We start from the raw sequence: 20893 nt of genomic DNA on the forward strand, positions 1-20893 counted from the left end.
TCGCCGCCGGCGCGGGCAACAGCCTGCTCCGGCGGTTTCTCCGCGAATAAGAGAAAGATCGACAATGGCACGAACTGGCCGCAAGACACCAGGGCTCCGCGTCCTGGTCTGGCTCGGTGTAATCCTGGCAGCGCTGACCGCCGTCCTGGCCGGCGGCACCATCGCCGGACAGGCCAGCTGGGCACCCAAACTGGCGCTTGACCTTGAGGGCGGCACCCAGATGATCCTGGCGCCGAAGGTGGAGGGCGGTTCGGACATCAACGAACAGCAGCTCAACCAGGCCGTGGCGATCATCCGCCAGCGCGTTGACGGCTCCGGCGTCTCCGAAGCGGAAATCAGCACCCAGTCAGGGCGCAACGTGGTGGTCAGCCTTCCGGGCACACCCTCTGCCGAAACGCGCAACCTGATCCAGGCCTCCGCGGACATGAATTTCCGCCCCGTCCTCCTCAATGGCGACGGCGCACCAGTTCCCCCGGAGTCGCAGACCCCCGAGGACCAGCTGCCCAAGCCGACCGCCGAGCCGGCCAACAGCAGTGACACCAACTGGATCACCCCGGAGATCTACAAGCAGTTCGAGGCATTGGACTGCAACAGCGCCGCGGCTGAGAAATCCGAGCGGTCGGATCCGGCCAAGCCGCTGGTGACCTGCGAACCGGCCACGGACAAGTCGCCTGCCATCAAGTACATCCTGGGTCCCGTGGAGGTGAAGGGCAGCAACATCGTCACCTCGTCCTTCCAGCTCCAGCAGGGCGCCCAGGGCGCTGTCACCAATGACTGGGCGGTCAACATCCAGTTCGACGCCGACGGCACGGCAAAGTTCAAAGAGGTCACCGAACGGCTGAACCAGTTCTACGTGGCTGCCGGCGGGGAGTCCGGCACCGACCCCAAGTCCCAGTTCGCCATTGTTCTGGACGACCAGGTCATCTCCGCGCCGCGTTCGCTGGCTGTCATCACCGATGGCCGTCCGCAGATCACCGGTGGTTTCACCGAGCAGACCGCCAAGGCGTTGTCGGACCAGTTGAAGTTCGGCGCCCTTCCGATCAGTTTCGACATCCAGAGCGAACAGCAGATCTCCGCCACGCTCGGTGGCGAACAGCTGCGCATGGGCCTGCTGGCCGGCCTGATCGGGCTGCTGCTCGTTGTGGTTTACTCGCTGTTCCAGTACCGTGCCCTGGGCTTCGTTACCATCGCATCGCTGGTGGTGGCCGGTGCCCTGACATACCTGGCCATCGCGATCCTGGGGTGGACGGAGAACTACCGGCTGTCCCTGGCAGGTGTGGCCGGCATCATCGTGGCCATCGGCCAGACTGCCGACTCCTTCATCGTCTACTTCGAGCGCATCAGGGACGAACTGCGTGAAGGACGCGGCCTGGTATCCGCCGTCGAAAACGGCTGGAAGCGTGCCAAGCGCACCGTCCTGGCCTCCAAGGCAGTCAACCTCCTGGCCGCACTGGTCCTGTACTTCGTGGCAGTGGGCAACGTCCGCGGGTTCGCCTTCACCCTGGGCCTGACCGCCATCGCCGACCTGATCGTGGTGTTCATGTTCACCCACCCCACGCTCCAGCTCCTGGCCCGCACGCGGTTCTTCGGTGAAGGCCACAAGTTCTCCGGGCTCGACCCCGAACGGCTTGGCGCCGTGCCGCTGTACCGCGGTGCCGGCCGCATCCGTACGCCGGAGGACCGGCCCGTCGCCGTCCGCAGCAAGAACGCCGGTGCTGCGGCCGAGGCCGAACGCCGCATGACCATCGCCGAACGGCGCCTGGCAGAGAAGCAGGAACAGCTGGCCGGCTCGTCCAAGACCTCCGCGAAGGAGAACAAGTAATGTCAGGCTTCGCCACATTCGGCAACGAGCTCTACACCGGAAAGCGCTCCTACGACTTCGTGGGCGCCAAGAAAATCTGGTTCATCATCGCCGCGGTGGGCGTGGCCCTGTCCATCATCATCCCGGCGGCCAAGGGGGGCTTCAACCTCGGCATCGAGTTCCGCGGCGGCTCCGAATTTACGGTGTCCAACGTCAAGACCACCGATGCCGCCATCGGCGAGAAGGCAGTCACGGACGTGGTTTCCGGCAGTGTGCCTCGCGTGGCCAACGTGGCCGGCAACACCATGCGGATCCAGACCGACAAGCTGACCGATGACGAGACCCTCCGGATCAAGCAGGGCCTCACCAGCGCCTACGGCGTTACCGACAATGAGGTAACCTCCACGTTCGTTGGACCCACCTGGGGTGCAGACGTGACCAAGCAGGCACTGATCGGCCTGGTGGTGTTCGTGCTGCTCGCGGCCCTGCTGATGGCCCTGTACTTCCGCACCTGGAAGATGTCCCTCTCGGCGCTTGCCGGCATGGCCGTGACCATGTTCATCACGGCCGGGGTGTACGCCCTCAGCGATTTCGAAGTCACCCCGTCGGCGATCATCGGATTCCTCACCGTCCTCAGCTACTCGCTGTATGACACTGTGGTGGTCTTCGACAAGATCCGGGAAAACACGAACGGAATCGACGCCTCCACCCGCCGGACCTTCGGCGAGGAGGTCAACCTCGCCGTCAACCAGACGCTGGTGCGCTCCATCAACACCATGATGGTGGCCATCCTCCCCGTGGGGGCCATCCTGTTCATCGGCGCCGGCCTCCTGGGCGCAGGCACCCTCCGTGACCTGTCCCTGGCCCTGTTTGTTGGAATCCTCATCGGTACAGCGGCCACCATCTTCGTGGCTGCGCCCATGTATGCGTGGCTCCGCCAGGGTGAACCGGACCTCGTGAAGCAGGCAAGGCGTGTTGAGCAGCGCCGCGCCGGAGCAGCGGAACGGGCAGTTCCGGCATCGCCGGCCAAGGCCTGACAGGCCCCCAAATCCAGCCCTGATTCACCAAAAGGCCGGGCGGCGCACACTGTGCGCCGCCCGGCCTTTGGCCTGTGCAGGCCCGGTTATAAAAGTCGCTGCCCGGAGGAATAGACTGGGGTAATTAAGTCGGTGGTGAGGGGTACTTCATTGGAAGAACGTTCGGCGTCAGCGCCAACGGCACAGGAGGAAAAGAATCCTGCCGGTATGCAGACCGGTGCGGCGCCTTCCGCGCGCCCGGGCTCATTGGTTCCCGTCGATAACTCAGGATCACGCCCCACGTTTCCCGGCCGCCGGGAGCGCACCCGCTCCCGGCTTGCCCGTCTGACCGGCCGGGGACCTGCCACCTATTCGCCCATCCTCGAGCCCTTGCTGCGGACCGTACGCGCCAACAATCCAAAAGAGGATTTCGACCTCATCCAGCGTGCGTTCGATGTCGCCGAGCGCTGCCACCGCGGGCAAAAGCGCAAGAGCGGGGATCCGTACATCACCCACCCGGTGGCAGTGGCCACCATCCTCGCCGAACTGGGCCTCAGCGGCACCACCCTGGCCGCGGCCCTGCTGCACGACACGGTTGAGGACACCTCCTACACCCTCGCTGACCTGAAGCGGGACTTCGGGCCTGAAGTGGCCATGCTGGTGGACGGCGTCACCAAACTGGACAAGGTCAGCTTTGGCGAGGCCGCGCAGTCCGAGACCGTCCGCAAGATGGTCGTGGCCATGGCCAAGGACATCCGGGTCCTGATGATCAAACTGGCGGACCGGCTTCACAATGCCCGGACCTGGCGCTTCGTATCGGCAGAGTCCTCCGCGCGAAAAGCCCGGGAAACCCTGGAGATCTTCGCGCCGCTGGCCCACCGCCTGGGCATGAACACCATCAAGTGGGAACTTGAGGACCTGTCCTTCGCTGCGCTGTACCCGAAGGTGTACGAAGAGATCGTCCGGATGGTGGGGGACAGGACACCGGAGCGGGAAAAGAGCCTTGGCGTCATCCGCGACCAGATCACCGAGGACCTGCGTGCCGCCCGGATTAAGGCCACCATCACGGGCCGGCCCAAGCACTACTACTCCATCTACCAAAAGATGATCGTCCGTGACAAGGACTTCGACGACATCAACGACCTCATGGGCGTCCGTGTCCTGGTGGACTCCGTCCGGGACTGCTACGCCGCCCTGGGCACCATGCACTCGCGCTGGAACCCGCTGCCCGGCAGGTTCAAGGACTACATCGCGATGCCCAAGTTCAACATGTACCAGTCCCTGCACACCACGGTGATTGGCCCTGGCGGCAAGCCGGTGGAAATCCAGATCCGGACCCACGAAATGCACCGCCGCGCCGAGTATGGTGTCGCGGCGCACTGGAAGTACAAGGACCAGCCCAACCGTACAGCGGTGGGTCCCGGAAGCCCGCGTGATGGCGATATGGGATGGCTGCGTTCCCTGGTGGACTGGCAGCAGGAAACGTCCGATCCCGGTGAGTTCCTGGATTCGCTCCGCTTTGAGATCAACGCCCGTGAAGTGTTCGTGTTTACGCCCAAGGGCGAAGTCATGGCGCTTCCCGCGGGATCGACGCCGGTGGACTTTGCGTACGCCGTGCACACCGAGGTGGGCCACCGCACCATCGGCGCCAGGGTCAACGGAAAACTGGTCCCGCTCAACAGCGAGCTGAACCACGGTGACTGGGTGGAAATCTTCACCTCCAAGGCCGAAGGGGCCGGGCCCAGCCAGGACTGGCAGCATTTCGTCAAGAGCGCCAGGGCGCGCAACAAGATCCGCCAGTGGTTCAGCAAGGAACGGCGCGAAGAAGCGATTGACCGGGGCAAGGAGCTGCTGACCCGCGCCATGCGAAAGCAGAACCTTCCGCTGCAGCGGTTGATGACGCACGAGGCACTGGCTGCCGTGGCCGAGGAATTCAAGTACGCTGACATCTCCGGCCTCTATGCCGGCGTGGGCGACGGGCACACTTCCGCCCAATCGGTCATGGAGAAGCTCATTGAGAGCCTCGGCGGCAACGAGAGCGCCGATGATGACGTCGAGGAAGTCAGCATCCCCACGCAGGTCAGCAAAGCCCGCTTCTCCGACTCCGGTGTTGTGGTCCGCGGCGTTGGTGATGTCTGGGTGAAGCTGGCGCGCTGCTGCACGCCGGTTCCGCCGGACCCGATCCTCGGTTTTGTGACCCGGGGATCCGGTGTGTCCGTGCACCGCACCGACTGCACCAATATCTCGGACCTGAAGGACCAGCCGGACCGGATCGTGGACGTTGACTGGGCGCCCACGCAGTCCAGTGTGTTCCTGGTGGAAATCCAGGTTGAGGCCCTTGACCGGAAATCCCTGCTCTCGGACGTGACAAAGGTCCTGTCGGACAACCACGTCAACATCCTCGCTGCCAGCGTCCACACGTCCACGGACCGGGTGGCCATCTCAAAGTTCGCTTTCGAGATGGGGGACCCCAAGTACCTCAGCCACGTCCTCAGTGCCGTCCGGCGGATCGACGGGGTGTTCGACGTCTACCGCACTACCGGGAACAAGCGCCGGAGCTAGCAGGGCAAGCTTTTCCAAGGCAGCCCGCTTGTGCGGGACCCGTGGGGTAGCCTCGATGGCGCGCACCAGAAAGCGGAGCCTGACATCCTGCTGCGGCCGGGCGAGCAACCCGGCCAGCGCGGGGACTGCGCGTTCGGCCTCCACGTGCAGGGCGATGTCAAGGGCGGTGCGTAAAGGGCTGGAGACCATCAGTCCGCCCAGGCTGATCACGTCGAACGGTCCCAGCTTCACCTCGTGCAGCGTGCAGCCGCGTGTATTCCGGAGGCTGGACACCCTCCGCTTCGCATCCACCAGCAGCGCCAGCCTGTCCGGTTCCCCGGCGCAGCCGTAGATCCATGCCGCCGTCAGCCGCCCGGCCACAACACGCTGCCGGATGGCCGGTGGCACAGCTCCAGCGGCGGCCCTGGCCCGCAGCTGCGGCGATGCCTGAATTCCGGGGAGGGTGTAGCCATGCTGGTGGAAGCGGGCCAGCAGCCCGTCGGCTGCCAGTGACTGCAGTTCAGGGCCGGCGAAAGGCGCGCCGGGTGCGTACAGGTCGGGAAAGCGCGGCGGCGCAGCCGGCTCCCCGCCGTTTGCCTGGCGGCCCGCCTGGAAACCGGTAGTTGAGGCTTCCCTGCCCGGTCCGGCGGAGGAAGCTGGAGGTGTTGCCATACCCCCATCCTGCCCGGACGCCATTAACAGGCACAGGCCCGGTCCGGATCATGTGGATAACCGGGACCGGGCCTGTGCCCATCAGTTCAGGACAGGAACGTCAGGCAAGCTCGCTGGCTGAACGCTGGATCTGGTCGAGCCAGGCCTGGCGGGCCTCGAGTGCTTCCTGGGCAGCCTTGATCTTGCGCTGGTCGCCGCTCTTCTCAGCCTTGGCAAGGTCGTCCTGGAGTCCGGCGATGGCGGATTCCAGCTGCGAGAGTGCGCTGTTGGTACGAGCCTTGCGCTCGGGGTTTGACCGCTGCCACTGCTCTTCCTCCGCATGGCGCACGGCGTCTTCAACCTTCCGCAACCCGGCTTCGATCCGGCCCATGTCTGCGCGGGGAACCTTGCCGGCTTCCTCCCACCGGTCACGGACGGACTGGAGCGCCTTCTTGGCTGCTGCCAGGTCCTTCACCGGCAGGATGGCGTTGGCCTCGGCCAGCAGGGCCTCCTTCACCGTGAGGTTGGCGGCGTATTCCTGGTCGATCTCCTCGTTGGCGGCCTGGCGGGACGTGAAGAAGACATCCTGGGCGGCGCGGAACCGCGCCCAGAGGGCGTCGTCGTCCTTACGGCTTGCCCGCGGCGAGGCCTTCCACTGGTCCATCAGCCGGCGGTATTCACCGGCAGCATAGCCCCAGTCGGTAGACGTGGAGAGTGCCTCGGCCTCGGCAATCAGTTTCTCCTTGGCGGCCTTTGCGGCGGAGTTGTTGCTGTCCAGCTGGGAGAAGTAGGCCCGGCGGTGCCGGTCGAAGACGGTGCGGGCGGCGCGGAAGCGCTTCCACAGGGCGTCTTCGTTGCTGCGGCCCAGGCGGACGCCGCTCTTCTGGGCTGCCTTCCAGTTCTCGAAGAGCTCATTCATCCGCGCGCTGGAGGTCTTCCACTGTGTCTGGGCGGGATCCTGGCCGGAGATTTCCTCTGCTTCCGCCACGATGGCTTCACGGGCTGCTAGCTCAGATGCGCGCACGGCGTCGTGCTCGGCCTTTTCAGCCTTCTCCAGTTCGGTGATCTGGCCTGCCAGCTTGTCCAGGCGCGCCTCGGCTGAGCGGAGGTCACCCACCATGTTCCGTTCGGCAAGCTGCTCGCGCAGGTGCGTTACGGTCTTCTGCATGTCGGTGCTGGGGGCCTTGGAGCTGACGCGCTGCTCCAGGAGCACGATCTGGGCCACAACGTCATCGTATTTCCGCGCGAAGTAGAGCAGCGCTTCGTCGTCGCTGACACCCGGGTACTGGCCCACGGAGTGTTCCTCGCCATCGATGGTCAGGTAGACGTGGCCGTCCCCCTCCACCCTGCCCCATTTGGAGGCCTCGGCAACAGACGTGCCGGGCGCAGCAGGAACCGTGGTTGCGGCGGGAGCGGCGGCAGCAGGCTTGGGGCGCGATGCGAATGCTGCAGGCGACGGAGCGGAAGGCCGCGGTCCGGGAGCCGGGGCGTTGGCAGCGGCCGCGGCAGGCGCGGACTCTTCAACGGCGGTCCCGTTGTCCCGGTCCCCAGCGCTCTGGTCCTCGCCCTGGTTCTCAACGCTCTGGTTTTCGGCTTCCTGCCCTGCACCCTCGTCGGAAGCCGCGGCTTCAGGGGTTACGGGGGACTGCCCGGCATCGGCACCAGTGCCGCCAACCTCGGCCGGAGCCGCTGTTTCGGTCACGTCTGTTGCTGTTTCGTCGGATTTCTGACTGTCTGTCACCGCTAAAAGTCTTTCGCTTGGAGGGAAATACTCACGTGCTGCACCGTGGCCTGTCCGGCCCGGCTTCCTACTTCAGAGAGAACGAGTCTATCGTGACTGGTTGTTTTGGCGCGCCGTCCGTGTCGCCGGCCGCGGGGGTGATGCCTGCGGCGGCGATCTTGGACACGACATCAAGCCCCGACGTCACCTTCCCCACCACGGTATAGCCGCCTGCCGTGTCTGCAGGAATGACGGTGTCCTTGTAAACAATGAAGAACTGCGTTCCATTGCCGTATGCGTTGTTCCCCGTACGGGCCACGGCGATGGTGCCTGCCGGATAAGTGTTGTCGGCGGGCGTGTTTTCCAGCGGACCCCACGTGTAGTTCGGGTCGCCCTGCCCGTCGCCGTTGGGGGAGCCGCACTGCAGCACGCCGAACTGGTCCGCGGTGGTGAGCCGGTGGCATGACTTGCCATTGAAGTAGCCCTCGTCGCTGAGCGACTTGAAGACGGCGGCCGCCTGCGGAGCCTTGGTCCCGTCCACTTCCACGCCCAGCGGGCTGCCGTTCAGCAGCAACTCGCCAGTGAACGTTTTGCCCGCTGCCGTGTCCGCGGACGGAATGTTGGGTCCGTTGGTCGGCGGTGCCGAGGGTGTGGCCGGGGCGCTTGCAGATGCCGACGGATCCGTCAGCCCTGCCTGCGCGGCGGCATATTCGTCCTCGGTGGGGTTTCCAGCGAACGCCGTCAGTTGGAGGACGACGGCGAGCAGCACGGCGGCGGTTCCGGCGCCGGCGGCTACGAGGTTGTCGCGCTTCCGGCGCTTCTCCTGGGTGCGCCGGAGCTCACGCTTGGCCTCCATCTGCTGGATGCGCCGCTTTATCTCGCGTGCGCTGCGTGAACTGGCCGCCAAGGGTCCTCCTCGTCGTCGGGCTGCTGGTGCCCGGCGGGTGGCCGCGGGGCGCAGGTATCAGGGCCAGGCTTTGCGCGTCCGCCGCATTAGAGATGCACACAGATGACGCATAAACTGGCTGCCGCACATAGTTTATGCATGGCTGGCTGTTCTGCCGCCGTATACCCGCCGTTGCGCGGGCCGGGCCGGCAGCTCCGGCGCACCTTCCATTCCTAAGGAGAACCTTCCCCATGGCACGCACCGCCTCCCTGTCCGGATTCCCCGAGTGGCTTCCCGAGGAGCGGCTGGTGGAGCTGCATGTGCTCGATACCCTGCGCCGGGTCTTTGAACTGCATGGGTTCTCCTCGATCGAAACCCGCGCCGTGGAAACGGTGGGGCAGCTGCTGCGCAAAGGCGAGATCGACAAGGAAGTGTACGGACTGAGCCGGCTCCAGGAGGACGAGAGCGATAACCCCGTCAAGGGCGGCAAAGCCGACCCCCACGCGCTTGCCCTGCATTTCGACCTGACGGTGCCCTTCGCCCGATACGTGGTGGAAAACGCCGGCTACCTGGCCTTTCCCTTCCGCCGCTACCAGATCCAAAAAGTGTGGCGCGGCGAGCGGCCCCAGGAAGGCCGCGCACGCGAGTTCACCCAGGCGGACATCGACGTGGTGGGCGACGGCGAGCTTCCGTTCCGTTACGACGTCGAGATCGCGCTGGTGATCGCCGAGGCACTCAGCGCCCTGCCCATCCCCGATTTCCGCCTCAGGATCAACAACCGCAAACTCGCTGAAGGTTTCTACCGGGGCATCGGCCTCGACGACACCGCAGGCGTCCTGCGCAGCATCGACAAGCTCGAAAAAATCGGCCCCGCAAAGGTGGCCGGGCTGCTGAAGGAAGAACTCGGCGCCACCGACGAACAGGCGCAGAAAGCCTTGCAGCTTGCCGCCATCCGCACCGAAGACACGTCCTTTGTGGCCCAGGTCCGCGCGCTGGGCGTCACCAACGAACTCCTTGATGAAGGCCTGGACGAGCTGGAGCAGGTCATCGACGCCGCCGTGCAGCGCGCTCCCGGAAAGGTGCTGGCGGACCTCAGCATCGCCCGCGGCCTTGACTACTACACCGGCACAGTGGTGGAGACCGTGCTGGTGGGCCACGAACAGCTGGGATCCATTTGTTCCGGCGGCCGGTACGATGCCCTGGCGTCGAAGGGGAACCGGAAGTTCCCGGGGGTTGGACTTTCCATCGGCGTCACCCGCCTGGTGTCCCGGATCCTGAGCCAGGACCTCGCCAAAGCCTCCCGCTCCGTTCCCACCGCAGTGCTGGTGGCCCTGAACCATGACAACAGCTGGGGTACAGCCCAGGACGTTGCCGCACTGCTGCGCAGCCGGGGCATTCCCACCGAAGTTGCGGCCAAGGCGGAGAAGTTCGGCAAGCAGATCAAGTTCGCAGACCGCAGGGGAATCCCGTATGTGTGGTTCACGGACGAGGACGGCACCCACCAGGTGAAGGACATCCGCACCGGCGAGCAGGTGCTGGCGGCGCCTGAGACCTGGATGCCACCCCTGGAGGACCTGGCGGTTCAGGTGGAGACAACCGCGGCCGCAGCCTCGGTCTAGGCGGACGTTTACGGCGCTGGCTGGTGCTGCCGGAACCGCAGCACCAGCCAGCGCCCGGCCACCCCGGCGGCAAGGACCGCCGCCATGGTCAGGACCGACGCGGGCGGCAAAGTGAAGGCAAGCACCACGCACCCCAGGAAGCCCAGCGCGTTCAGCCAGCGGGGCGCATAACCGGGGTGGGCGGCAAGGGTAAAGGCGGACGCGTTGGCGATTGCGTAGTAGACCAGTACGCCGAAGCTTGAAAAGCCCACGACGGTTATCACGTTGGTGGTCAGGAGCAGCAGGATGACGACGGCGGCCACGGCCAGTTCGGCGACGAACGGAACGGTGTGGGCGCCGCCCACCTTGGCCAGCAGTCCCGGGAGATCGCGTTCCCTCGCCATGGCCAGGGTTGTCCTGCCCACGCCCGTGATCAGTGCCAGGAGGGCGCCGAGACACGCCGCGGCAGCTCCTGCCTGCACCAGCGGTGCCGCCGCCGCCAGCCGGCTTTCCAGCACTGCGTCCAGCAGGGGAGTGCCGGTGGACCCGAGCCGGGCTCCGAGGTGCGCCTGCAGGAGCAGGGCCAGCAGCAGGTAGATGGCGAAGGCGGCCGCCAGGGCCGCGAGGATGGCACGCGGGATGGCACGTGCGGGATTCCTGACCTCTTCGCCGAGCGTGGCAATCCGCGCATACCCCGCAAAGGCGAAGAACATCAGGCCGGCGGCAGGGAGGACACCCGCCGCACCCCCGGAGGGCAAGCCTGCAGGCTCCGCCGCCGGGTGTGGACCCAGCACGGCCGCGGTGCCAACGAACACCAGTGTCGCCAGGACCATGCACAGCAGGATCCGGGTCAGCAGGGCTGTCCGGGTGATGCCCAACAAGTTAACGCCGGTCAGGGCCACGACGGCGGCCACGGCGACCGGGACCGCGTAGTCATGCGCCACATAGCTGCCGAACGTCAACGCCATGGCTGCACAGGACGCGGTCTTGCCGGTCACGAAACCCCAGCCGGCCAGGAAACCCGGCCATTCGCCGAGCTGTTTCCGGCCGTACACGTAGGTTCCACCGCTGGTGGGGTACTTCGCCGCCAGGGCTGCGGAGGCCACGGCGTTGCAGTACGCCACAATTCCGGCAACGGCCACGGACAGGACCAGGAGATTCCCGGCAAGCGCTGCGGCCGGGGAGAACACCACAAACACTCCGGCGCCCAGCATGGAACCCAGGCCGATGGCGGTGGCGTCAAAGGTTCCCAGCCTGCGTTGCAGTTGCTGCGGTTCGCTCATGCGGCGGCAGTCCCTTTCCAACGGGTAAACTCGGACGGGATCGTTCCCGCAACGATCATATTGACTTCCCACTGTTTTCCCGCAGAAAGGCGTGCTGTGCTGCGCACACATGACCTCGGATCCCTTCGTTCCGAGCACATTGGACAAACCGTAACCCTGGCCGGCTGGGTGGGCCGCCGCCGTGATCACGGTGGTGTGGCTTTCGTGGACCTGCGCGATGCTTCCGGCGTGGCCCAGGTGGTGGTCCGCGAGGAAGAAGTGTTCCACGGACTGCGCAACGAGTACGTCCTGCAGGTCAAGGGCACCGTGTCCAGGCGCCCGGAAGGCAACGAGAACCCCGCGCTGGCCACGGGCGACATCGAGGTCATCGCCGAGGACGTCACCATCCTCAACACCTCGGACCCGCTGCCGTTCCAGATCGATGAGCACGTGGAAGTCGGCGAGGAAGCCCGGCTTAAGCACCGCTACCTGGACCTCCGCCGTCCCGGCCCCAGCCGCAACCTGCGCCTCCGTTCCGAGGCGAACCGGGTGGCGCGCGAGCTGCTCCACCATGAGGGCTACGTGGAGATCGAGACGCCCACACTGACGCGTTCGACGCCGGAAGGCGCCCGTGACTTCCTGGTTCCGGCACGCCTGGCCCCGGGTTCCTGGTACGCGCTGCCGCAGTCCCCGCAGCTGTTCAAGCAGCTGCTGCAGGTGGGCGGCTTCGAAAAGTACTACCAGATTGCCCGCTGCTACCGGGACGAGGACTTCCGTGCGGACCGGCAGCCGGAGTTCACGCAGCTGGACATCGAGGCGAGCTTCGTGGACCAGGACGACATCATCCGGCTGGGCGAAAACATCGTCAAAGCGGTGTGGCAGCTCATCGGCGCCGACATCCCCACGCCCATCCAGCGCATCACCTACGCCGATGCCATGGCGCGCTACGGCTCGGACAAGCCCGACCTGCGCTTCGGCCAGGAACTGACCGAGCTCACCGACTTCTTCAAGGACACCAACTTCGGCGTCTTCAAGGCGCCCTACGTCGGCGCCGTCGTCATGCCTGGTGGTGCCTCGCAGGCACGCCGCGCCCTGGATGCCTGGCAGGAATGGGCCAAGCAGCGCGGCGCCAAGGGGCTGGCTTACGTCCTCTACAAGGAGGACGGCGAGCTCGCCGGACCGGTGGCCAAGAACCTGACGGAAATCGAGCGCGCCGGCCTGGCTGACGCCGTTGGTGCCAAGCCCGGCGACTGCATCTTCTTTGCCGCAGGCGAGAAGACGCCGTCGCGTGCCCTGCTGGGTGCTGCACGCGTCGAGATCGGCCACCGCACTGGCCTGATCGATCCCACCGCCTGGGCCTTCTGCTGGGTTGTGGACGCGCCGATGTTCGAGCCTGCCGCAGCCGCTGTTGCCTCTGGCGATGTCGCCGTCGGCGGAGGACAGTGGACCGCTGTCCACCACGCCTTCACCTCACCCAAGCCGGAGTTCCTTGACACTTTTGACAAGGATCCCGAGTCGGCGCTTTCCTACGCCTACGACATTGTCTGCAACGGCAACGAAATCGGCGGCGGCTCCATCCGTATCCACCAGCGCGACGTGCAGGAGCGGGTGTTCGAGCTGATGGGCCTGGACAAGGACGACGCCCAGACCAAGTTCGGCTTCCTGCTGGAGGGCTTCAAGTACGGCGCCCCGCCGCACGGCGGCATTGCCTTCGGCTGGGACCGCGTGGTGTCGCTGCTGGCGGGCGTTGAATCCATCCGCGATGTCATCGCCTTCCCGAAGTCCGGCGGCGGCCACGACCCCCTCACGGATGCTCCGGCCCCCATCACGCCGCAGCAGCGCAAGGAGGCAGGCGTGGACTTCAAGCCTGAGGCCAGAAAGCCGGAAGAGAAGAAGCCCGAAGAGAAGCTGTAGCAGCACGGACGCTGCCGTAAGGCGGCGGCCAACGGAGGCTCCCCGGATCACCGGGGAGCCTCCGCTTTTAACAAAGGAGCTGTCCGTTGTCCGCTTTGGGCACCATCGAACCCGCACCCCTGGACCTCGAAGCCGCCATGGATGCCGCCTGGCCTGCCCTGGAACGGCATGACGCCGGCGGCTGGGTCCTTCGCGCAGCCGGCGGCGTGACCCAGCGTGCCAACTCCATCTGGCCGCGCGCCCTCACGGCCGGCCAGTCCGGTGTCGACCTCCCCGGCCTGCTCCGCGAAGCCCGGTCCTGGTACCGCGGGCGGCGGCTGCCTGTCATCTTCCAGTTGTTCGACAACCGTGCTGCCTCGGCGCTCCACGATCTTCTCGACGCCGAAGGCTTCACCCGCCAGTCCGAGACCCTGGTCATGACCCTCAGCGCCTCGGCGGATCCAGTTCCGGAAGCCATCACGGGTACCCCCAAAACAGAACTTTCGCCAATCGAACTGTCCACGGAGCCGTCCCCGGACTGGCTGCGGGTCTGGTGGGAGGTGGACGGCCGTGGAGGGGAGGATGCCCTGGCAACTGCACAGGCAATTCTCGAAGGATGCCCGTCAGTGTACGCGCTGCTTCGCGATGGCGATGGCCGGGCCGCCGCCGTCGGACGCCTTGCCCTTCCCGGCGGCACCGGGCATGGCGGCCTCTACTGCATGGCCACCCTGCCGGACGCCCGCCGCCGTGGCTTCGGGACAGCCATCATGCGGGCCCTGCTGCAGGCCGGTGCCGCTCAGGGGCTCCAAGGCTACTGGCTGCTCGTTACGGCGGCGAACCAGGGAGCCCAGGAGCTGTACGCCAGCACCGGATTCCGGGAGGCGGGCCGCTACCTGTACCGGCAGGAACGGCCCCGCCGGGCCCTGACTGGTTGTTAAGCCTCCGCTGGCTGCGCTAGCCATGTGGGTCGGTCACCGTGACCCGGACCGAGCAGGCGTCCGCCGCTGCTTTCTTCAGGACGGCGGCCCGGGGTTCGGCGACATCTAGGTAGGCGAGGCGCGGCAGGCGGGCGTAATCACGGAGGGCTGGTTCCGCCAGGACCTGGTCCGCCAGGGTCCGGTCGCCGCCCGGCACCAGGTACTCGAAGGCCGCTGCAGCAAAGACTTCAGCCGCCTGCTGTGCCACTGCCGACACCAACGCATCCGCCTGGTTGGAACGGCGGCGCGCGAACCGCTGCTGGGACTGGCCGCCTGCAGCGGTGCGTGACTGGACGTACCTGGTGCCTGCCTTGGACGCCAGCAGCGACCCCTCGCTGGCCACCCCGATGCCGTAGCCGCCCCGCCGCACCAGCAGCAGTCCCAACCGGCGCGGCTGGGACGCCAGGGCGGCGAGCCGCTCCAGGGGCCCGCTGCCGCGTCCCGGCCGTCCGTCCGCCGGCCACGGCCCCTGCAGCAGCGCCTCGGCGCCGTCGGCCGCCACAAGGCGGAGGCCGTCGTCGTCATCCTGCAGCGTGTACCCTCTGTGTGAGGCGCCGAACCTTTCCGCCCAGCCGGGCAGCCGGGTGCCGGGCACGAACGCAGTCCGGACGGAGGGCGGACCGCCGGCGGCTGCGGGGGCAGGCATGGGGGTTCCTTCGGTGTCAGGGCCCCGACGAAAAGGACGGGTCAACTGGAAGTAGCCTATCTACGTGGATGATCTCTTCGGGCACGGGCCGGAAAACGACGACGATGACGGTCCGGCCGCCGGGGTAAGCGCCGGTTCCCGGGGCCAGGGTTCGCGGGGCAAGGGTTCGCCACGCAGCCCGCTGGCCGTCAGGATGCGCCCGCGCACCCTGGATGAAGTGGTGGGCCAGCAGCACCTGCTGGGCCAGGGGTCCCCGCTGCGGCAGCTGGCGGCAGGCGCCGGGGCGGATGCCGCCGGCCCTGCCGGTCCCACCTCCCTCATCCTGTGGGGACCGCCCGGCACGGGCAAGACAACGCTGGCGCATGTCATTGCCCGCGGTCCCGGCCGGAAGTTCGTTGAGCTGTCCGCCATCACCGCAGGCGTCAAGGATGTCCGCCGCGTGATGGACGACGCCCTGACCGCCAGGGACCTGTACAAGACCACTACGGTGCTGTTCCTTGACGAGATCCACCGCTTCAACAAAGCCCAGCAGGACGCGCTGCTGCCCGGCGTCGAAAACAGGTGGGTGGTCCTGGTCGCTGCCACCACGGAAAATCCCTCCTTTTCGGTGGTCTCGCCCCTGCTGTCCCGCTCCCTGCTCCTCACGCTCAAACCCCTCACCGACGCCGATATCGAGGGCCTCCTGGTGCGCGCCGTGGAGGACCCGCGCGGGCTGGGCGGCAAGGTCCGGCTCAGCGACGACGCTTTGGATCACCTGGTCCGGCTGTCCGGCGGGGACGCGCGGAGGGCGCTTACCGCGCTGGAGGCCGCGGCCGGCGTGGCTTTCGGTGACGCGGACGACGTCGAACGTTCCGTGGGGGAGGACAGCGCAGCTGAGGTGCCGGTCACCGCGGAGCCGGTCATCGTTGAGCTTCGCCACACCGAGCGCGCCCTGGACGCCGCCGCCGTCCGCTATGACCGTGCCGGCGACCAGCACTACGACGTCATCAGCGCCTTCATCAAGTCCATCAGGGGCTCGGACGTTGACGCCGCCCTGCATTACCTCGCCCGGATGCTGGAAGCGGGGGAGGATCCGCGGTTCGTGGCCCGGCGGATCGTCATTTCCGCGGCAGAGGACGTGGGCATGGCTGACCCCACCGCGCTGCAGACCGCCGTGGCCGCGGCGCAGGCAGTGCAGCTGATCGGGATGCCGGAGGGGCGGATCATCCTGGCGGAGGCCGTGGTCCACCTGGCCACCGCACCAAAATCGAACGCGGCCTACATGGGCATCAACAAGGCCATCGCGGACGTGCGGGCGGGCCTCGGCGTCGGAATTCCGGCGCACCTGCGGGATGCGCACTACCCCGGATCCAAGCAGCTGGGACACGGCGTGGGCTACAAGTACGCCCACGACGCCCCGCATGCAGTGGCCACCCAGCAGTACCCGCCGGACGACCTGGTGGGCCGGGACTACTACCAGCCCACCGGCAACGGCGCGGAAAGGGACATCGCCCAGCGGTTGGAGCGCCTGCGGAAGATTGTGCGGGGCAAGTAGCTGCCGTGGTAGGCTGGATGTTTGTCTGGCAAGGCACGGACGCAAAATCTCCCCAATTCACGTTGGGAAGGCTATGCCCTGGGCCCAGTAGCAAAAGGCGGCGGTTGGCCGATGCTCTCCATCCTGGAGGCCAGTAACACTGACAACCGCAGATATTGGAAGGACACCAGTGGCTAACAACACTCGTGCTCGCCGTCAGGCCCGCCTCTCGCGGTCCCTCGGCATCGCCCTGACCCCCAAGGCCGCCAAGTACATGGAGCGCCGCCCGTACGGCCCCGGTGAGCATGGCCGTGCCCGCAAGAAGCAGGACTCCGACTACGCCGTACGTCTGCGCGAAAAGCAGCGCCTGCGCGCCCAGTACGGCATCCGCGAAGCACAGATGACCCGTGCTTTCGAGGAAGCCCGCCGCACCAAGGGCCTGACCGGTGAAAACCTCATCGAACTGCTCGAAATGCGCCTCGACGCCCTGGTCCTGCGTGCCGGTTTCGCCCGCACCATCGCCCAGGCCCGCCAGCTGGTTGTGCACCGTCACATCATGGTTGACGGCATCCGCGTTGACCGCCCGTCGTTCCGCGTCGGCGAAGGCCAGCTGGTCCACGTCCACAGCCGCAGCGAGACCATGGTTCCGCTCCAGGTTGCCGCAGCCGGTGCACACCGCGATGTCCTGCCTGCCGTTCCGGCCTACCTGGACGTCAAGCTGGAAGCCCTGCAGGCACGCCTCGTGCGCCGCCCCAAGCGCTCTGAAATCCCGGTGACCTGCGAAGAGCAGCTCGTCGTCGAATTCTACGCACGCTAAATCCCAGCAGCGTATCCAAAGAAGCCCGTGGCAAGCGCCGCGGGCTTCTTTGTATGTAAGGTACTTGGGGGACATCTGCGCAACGGGCCTTCCGTGCATGCGGCGGATGTGGCTCAACCACAGAATTTCAAGGAGATGAACGTCTATGTCTGGTGGCGATATTGCCGGCCTGATCGCTGCCGGGGTGTTTGCACTCCTGGTGCTGCTGCTCGCGGTCCCTATCCTGAAACTGGGTAAAGTCTTCGACGAGGTGCGGACCGCCATCAGGTCCATCAGCGACGGCGCCACGCCCCTGATGGACGAGGTCACAGCTACCGTCTCCACCACCAACCAGCAGCTGAAGAAGGTGGACGGTATCTCGTCCAACGTCTCAGATGCGTCCGCCAACATTTCGGCCCTGTCCTCGCTGGTAGCCGCCACCGTCGGTTCGCCGCTGATCAAGGTCGCGGCGTTCAGCTACGGCGTGCGCAGCGCCTTCGCCAACCGCCGGAAGCCCGCTGCCGGCCGCCGCAGCCGCTAGATTCGAAGAGAACGAACATGAAAAGAATTGTTTGGATGGGAATCGGCGTGGCCATCGGGGTCATTGCCTTCCGCAAAGTGAGCCAGGCCCAGTCCGCGCTGGGGCCGGAAGGCCTCAACCGCGCTGTGGGGCAGCTCGCCGACGGGGTGTACGACTTCGCCGACGCCGTCCGCGCAGGAATGCGTGAACGGGAAACCGACCTGCGGACCGCCCTGGGTGTGGAGTCCGCGGAACTGGTCCGCCGCTGACCCCGCGGGGACTGCACCGGCATCAGCCAACAACCGGCAGGAACCCGTTCCGGGAACCGTGCCACCTGAACGAAATTTTCGCGCCGCCCGGCGGTGCGGACCAAGAAGGGTAAGAAAACAGCTCATGAAGTCGCAGGAGATCACAAAGCGCTGGGTGGACTTTTTTGTCAGCAAGGGCCACACCGCGGTTCCCTCCGCATCGCTGGTCTCCAGCGACCCCTCCCTGCTGTTCACGGTGGCCGGCATGGTCCCGTTCATTCCCTACCTCACTGCCCGCGAGGAAGCGCCCTACTCCCGGGCCACCAGCGTGCAGAAGTGCATCCGCACCGGCGACATCGAGGAAGTGGGCAAGACAGCCCGCCACGGCACCTTCTTCCAGATGTGCGGCAACTTCTCGTTCGGCGACTACTTCAAGGAAGACGCCATCAAGTTCGCCTGGGAGCTGCTCACCACGGGCGTTGACGACGGCGGCTACGGCCTTGCGCCGGAACGCCTCTGGGTGACGGTCTACGAAGAGGACGACGAGGCCGAGGAGCTGTGGCTGAAGAACACCGGCGTCCCGGCTGAACGAATCCAGCGGATGGGCAAGTCGGACAACTACTGGCATACCGGCCAGCCCGGCCCCGCGGGTCCCTGTTCCGAAATCTACTACGACCGCGGCCCTGCGTACGGGGTTGAGGGCGGTCCCCTCGCCGACGAGACCCGCTACATCGAGATCTGGAACCTGGTGTTCATGCAGTACCAGATCGAGAATGTGCGCTCCAAGGTGGACTTCGATGTGGTGGGCGAGCTGCCCAAGAAGAACATCGACACGGGCCTCGGCATGGAACGCCTCGCCATGATTCTGCAGGGCGTGGAAAACATGTACGAGACCGACCAGGTGCGGCCCGTCATTGACAAGGCCGCGGAACTGTCCGGCAGGGAGTACACCTCCGCGGAAACCCCGGATGACCCCCACCACACAGATGACGTCCGCATGCGCGTGGTGGCCGACCATATCCGTTCGGCCCTGATGCTGATTTCCGACGGCGTGACCCCCTCGAACGAAGGCCGCGGCTACGTCCTGCGCCGGCTGATCCGCCGGGCCGTGCGTTCCATGCGCCTCCTCGGCGTGGAACAGGCCTGCCTGCCGGAACTGCTGCCCGCTTCCCGGGATGCCATGAAGGGCGTCTACCCGGTGGTGGATACCGACTTCGCCCGCATCAGCCGGATCGCGTACGCCGAAGAGAAGGCCTTCCTGCGCACCATCGCGTCGGGCACGGCACGCCTTGAGGATGCCGTCAGGGAATCCAAGGCGGCCAACAAGCCGCTGTCCGGTGAAGACGCCTTCACCCTGCACGACACCTACGGTTTCCCCATCGACCTCACGCTGGAAATGGCAGAGGAAGCCGGGCTCAGGGTTGATGAGGCGGCCTTCCGCAGCCTCATGCAGGAACAGCGCCAGCGCGCCCAGGCCGACGCCAAAGGCAAGAAGGGCGGCCACGCGGACCTCACCGTCTTCCAGGACATCCTGGCCCAGGGCGAGACGGTCTTCACCGGCTACAGCGAGCTTGAAGGGCAATCGCGCGTGCGCGGCCTGCTCAGCGCGGGCCGCCAGGTCCAGCAGGCAGCCACCGGCGACGAGATCGAACTCGTGCTGGCGGAAACCCCGTTCTACGCCGAAGCCGGCGGCCAGGCCGCTGACACCGGCCTTATCACCGGCGACGGATTCGTTGTCGAGGTCCTGGACGTCCAGCGCCCTGTGAAGGGCCTGAGCGTCCACAAAGCGATCGTCCGCGAAGGCGAAATCGGCGCTGACTCGCTGGTGCGCGCCGCCGTCGACCGCGAACGCCGCCACGCCGCCGAGCAGGCACACACCGGTACGCACATCGTGCACGCCGCCCTGCACCAGATCCTTGGCCCGGAGGCCACCCAGCGCGGATCCTTCAACAAGGCAGGCTACCTGCGCTTCGACTTCGCCTGGGGTGAGGGCCTGAGCACCGCCACCCGGTCCGAGATCGAGGAAGTCTCCAACCTTGCCATCCGCAACAACTACGCGGTGGAAACGAAGATCATGGGGCTGGCCGAAGCCAGGGCCATGGGTGCCATGGCCCTCTTCGGCGAGAACTACGGCAGCGAGGTGCGCGTGGTGGAGATCGACGGCGCCTGGTCGCGCGAATTGTGCGGCGGCACCCACGTTGCCAACACCTCGCTCATCGGAAGCCTCTCCCTCCTGGGTGAGCAGTCCGTGGGCTCAGGAAACCGCCGCGTGGAAGCATTCGTCGGCATGGAGGCCTTCCGCCACCTTGCTGCCGAGCGCGCCCTGGTGACGGAGCTGACGGACCTGCTGAAGGTGCCGTCCGGCCAGCTCGCCGACAGGATTTCCGCGACGCTTGCCAAGCTGAAGGCCACCGAGAAGGAACTGGACCGGCTCCGCAAGGAACAGCTGGCTGCTTCCGCCGCGCAGCTGGTCAACAGCGCCCAGGATGCCGGCGGCGTCAAGGTGCTGGCCCACGACGCGGGCACCGTCAGCGGTGCAGACGACCTCCGCGGCCTGGCCCTCGACCTTCGCAACCGGCTCGGCTCGGCGGCCTCCGCCGTGGCCGTGGCCGGCGTCGCCAACGACCGCCCGCTGATCCTGGTGGCCACCAACGAGGCAGCCAGGGAAGCCGGCGTCAAGGCCGGGGCCCTGGTCCGCGTCGCTGCCGGAGTGCTCGGCGGTGGCGGTGGCGGCAAGGACGACGTCGCCCAGGGTGGCGGAACCGATGCCGGAAAGGTCGGCGCTGCCCTGGCAGCCGTCGTCGACGCCATTTCCAGGCGCTAAT

General features: G+C 66.5%; 16 protein-coding genes. 11 read left to right on the top strand and 5 right to left on the bottom strand.

Features of this window, described 5'->3' with window-relative positions:
• Positions 1-64: 64 nt before the first annotated feature.
• From secD to ASG86_RS16315, 3 genes are all read left to right on the top strand, one after another.
• Entirely contained in the window at positions 65-1822 is a 1758-nt protein-coding gene (gene secD / locus ASG86_RS16305; RefSeq protein ID WP_056336588.1) for a protein translocase subunit SecD, read from the top strand.
• Entirely contained in the window at positions 1822-2838 is a 1017-nt protein-coding gene (secF, locus tag ASG86_RS16310) for a protein translocase subunit SecF (protein WP_056336591.1), read from the top strand. Before secD ends, secF begins: the two co-directional genes overlap by 1 nt.
• Positions 2839-2988: 150 nt before the next feature.
• Positions 2989-5379, top strand: a complete 2391-nt coding sequence (locus ASG86_RS16315; protein WP_056336902.1) for a RelA/SpoT family protein — start codon at positions 2989-2991, stop codon at positions 5377-5379.
• Here the strand turns inward: ASG86_RS16315 and ASG86_RS20300 are convergent.
• From ASG86_RS20300 to ASG86_RS16325, 3 genes are all read right to left on the bottom strand, one after another.
• A complete protein-coding gene (locus ASG86_RS20300; protein ID WP_235565209.1) occupies positions 5260-6030 on the bottom strand; it encodes a hypothetical protein in 771 nt (256 codons plus the stop codon). The two genes, ASG86_RS16315 and ASG86_RS20300, sit on opposite strands and share 120 nt — an antisense overlap.
• A gap of 100 nt (positions 6031-6130) precedes the next feature.
• Positions 6131-7750, bottom strand: coding sequence for a DUF349 domain-containing protein (locus ASG86_RS16320; protein WP_056336594.1), 1620 nt, complete (start codon positions 7748-7750; stop codon positions 6131-6133).
• A 67-nt stretch (positions 7751-7817) separates the two neighbouring features.
• Positions 7818-8636, bottom strand: a complete 819-nt coding sequence (locus ASG86_RS16325; RefSeq protein WP_056336597.1) for a peptidylprolyl isomerase — start codon at positions 8634-8636, stop codon at positions 7818-7820.
• Positions 8637-8866: 230 nt separating this feature from the next.
• Between ASG86_RS16325 and hisS the strand changes: the two genes are divergently transcribed.
• The gene (hisS, locus tag ASG86_RS16330) at positions 8867-10234 is read left to right on the top strand and encodes a histidine--tRNA ligase (protein WP_056336600.1); all 1368 of its coding nucleotides are present in this window, start codon (positions 8867-8869) and stop codon (positions 10232-10234) included.
• A gap of 8 nt (positions 10235-10242) precedes the next feature.
• Here the strand turns inward: hisS and ASG86_RS16335 are convergent, their stop codons facing one another.
• On the bottom strand, positions 10243-11496 hold the full coding sequence (locus ASG86_RS16335) for an APC family permease (protein WP_056336603.1): 1254 nt from the start codon (positions 11494-11496) through the stop codon (positions 10243-10245).
• Positions 11497-11592: 96 nt separating this feature from the next.
• On the opposite strand from ASG86_RS16335, the gene aspS reads away from it, so the two are divergent.
• Positions 11593-13389, top strand: a complete 1797-nt coding sequence (gene aspS / locus ASG86_RS16340; protein WP_056336606.1) for an aspartate--tRNA ligase — start codon at positions 11593-11595, stop codon at positions 13387-13389.
• An 86-nt stretch (positions 13390-13475) separates the two neighbouring features.
• Positions 13476-14306: a GNAT family N-acetyltransferase gene (locus tag ASG86_RS16345; RefSeq protein ID WP_235565210.1), complete on the top strand. Its 831-nt coding sequence runs from the start codon at positions 13476-13478 to the stop codon at positions 14304-14306.
• 16 nt (positions 14307-14322) lie between these two features.
• On the opposite strand, the gene ASG86_RS16350 is transcribed toward ASG86_RS16345, so the two are convergent.
• A complete protein-coding gene (locus tag ASG86_RS16350) occupies positions 14323-14991 on the bottom strand; it encodes an acVLRF1 family peptidyl-tRNA hydrolase (protein ID WP_056336609.1) in 669 nt (222 codons plus the stop codon).
• A 64-nt stretch (positions 14992-15055) separates the two neighbouring features.
• Here ASG86_RS16350 and ASG86_RS16355 point away from each other — a divergent pair, with 64 nt between their 5' ends.
• From ASG86_RS16355 to alaS, 5 genes are all read left to right on the top strand, one after another.
• The gene (locus tag ASG86_RS16355; protein ID WP_056336612.1) at positions 15056-16525 is read left to right on the top strand and encodes a replication-associated recombination protein A; all 1470 of its coding nucleotides are present in this window, start codon (positions 15056-15058) and stop codon (positions 16523-16525) included.
• Between the two features lie 169 nt (positions 16526-16694).
• On the top strand, positions 16695-17321 hold the full coding sequence (gene rpsD, locus ASG86_RS16360; RefSeq protein WP_043454433.1) for a 30S ribosomal protein S4: 627 nt from the start codon (positions 16695-16697) through the stop codon (positions 17319-17321).
• A gap of 145 nt (positions 17322-17466) precedes the next feature.
• Complete coding sequence (locus tag ASG86_RS16365; protein ID WP_056336614.1) at positions 17467-17841, top strand: DUF948 domain-containing protein; 375 nt, start codon at positions 17467-17469, stop codon at positions 17839-17841.
• Between the two features lie 17 nt (positions 17842-17858).
• Positions 17859-18089 (top strand): DUF6167 family protein, encoded by a 231-nt coding sequence (locus ASG86_RS16370; protein WP_235565211.1) that lies wholly within the window; start codon positions 17859-17861, stop codon positions 18087-18089.
• Positions 18090-18213: 124 nt separating this feature from the next.
• On the top strand, positions 18214-20892 hold the full coding sequence (gene alaS / locus ASG86_RS16375; protein ID WP_056336619.1) for an alanine--tRNA ligase: 2679 nt from the start codon (positions 18214-18216) through the stop codon (positions 20890-20892).
• The last annotated feature ends 1 nt before the right edge of the window (position 20893 follow it).

The sequence above is a fragment of the Arthrobacter sp. Soil764 genome (assembly GCF_001428075.1).
Taxonomy (GTDB): Bacteria; Actinomycetota; Actinomycetes; order Actinomycetales; family Micrococcaceae; genus Arthrobacter.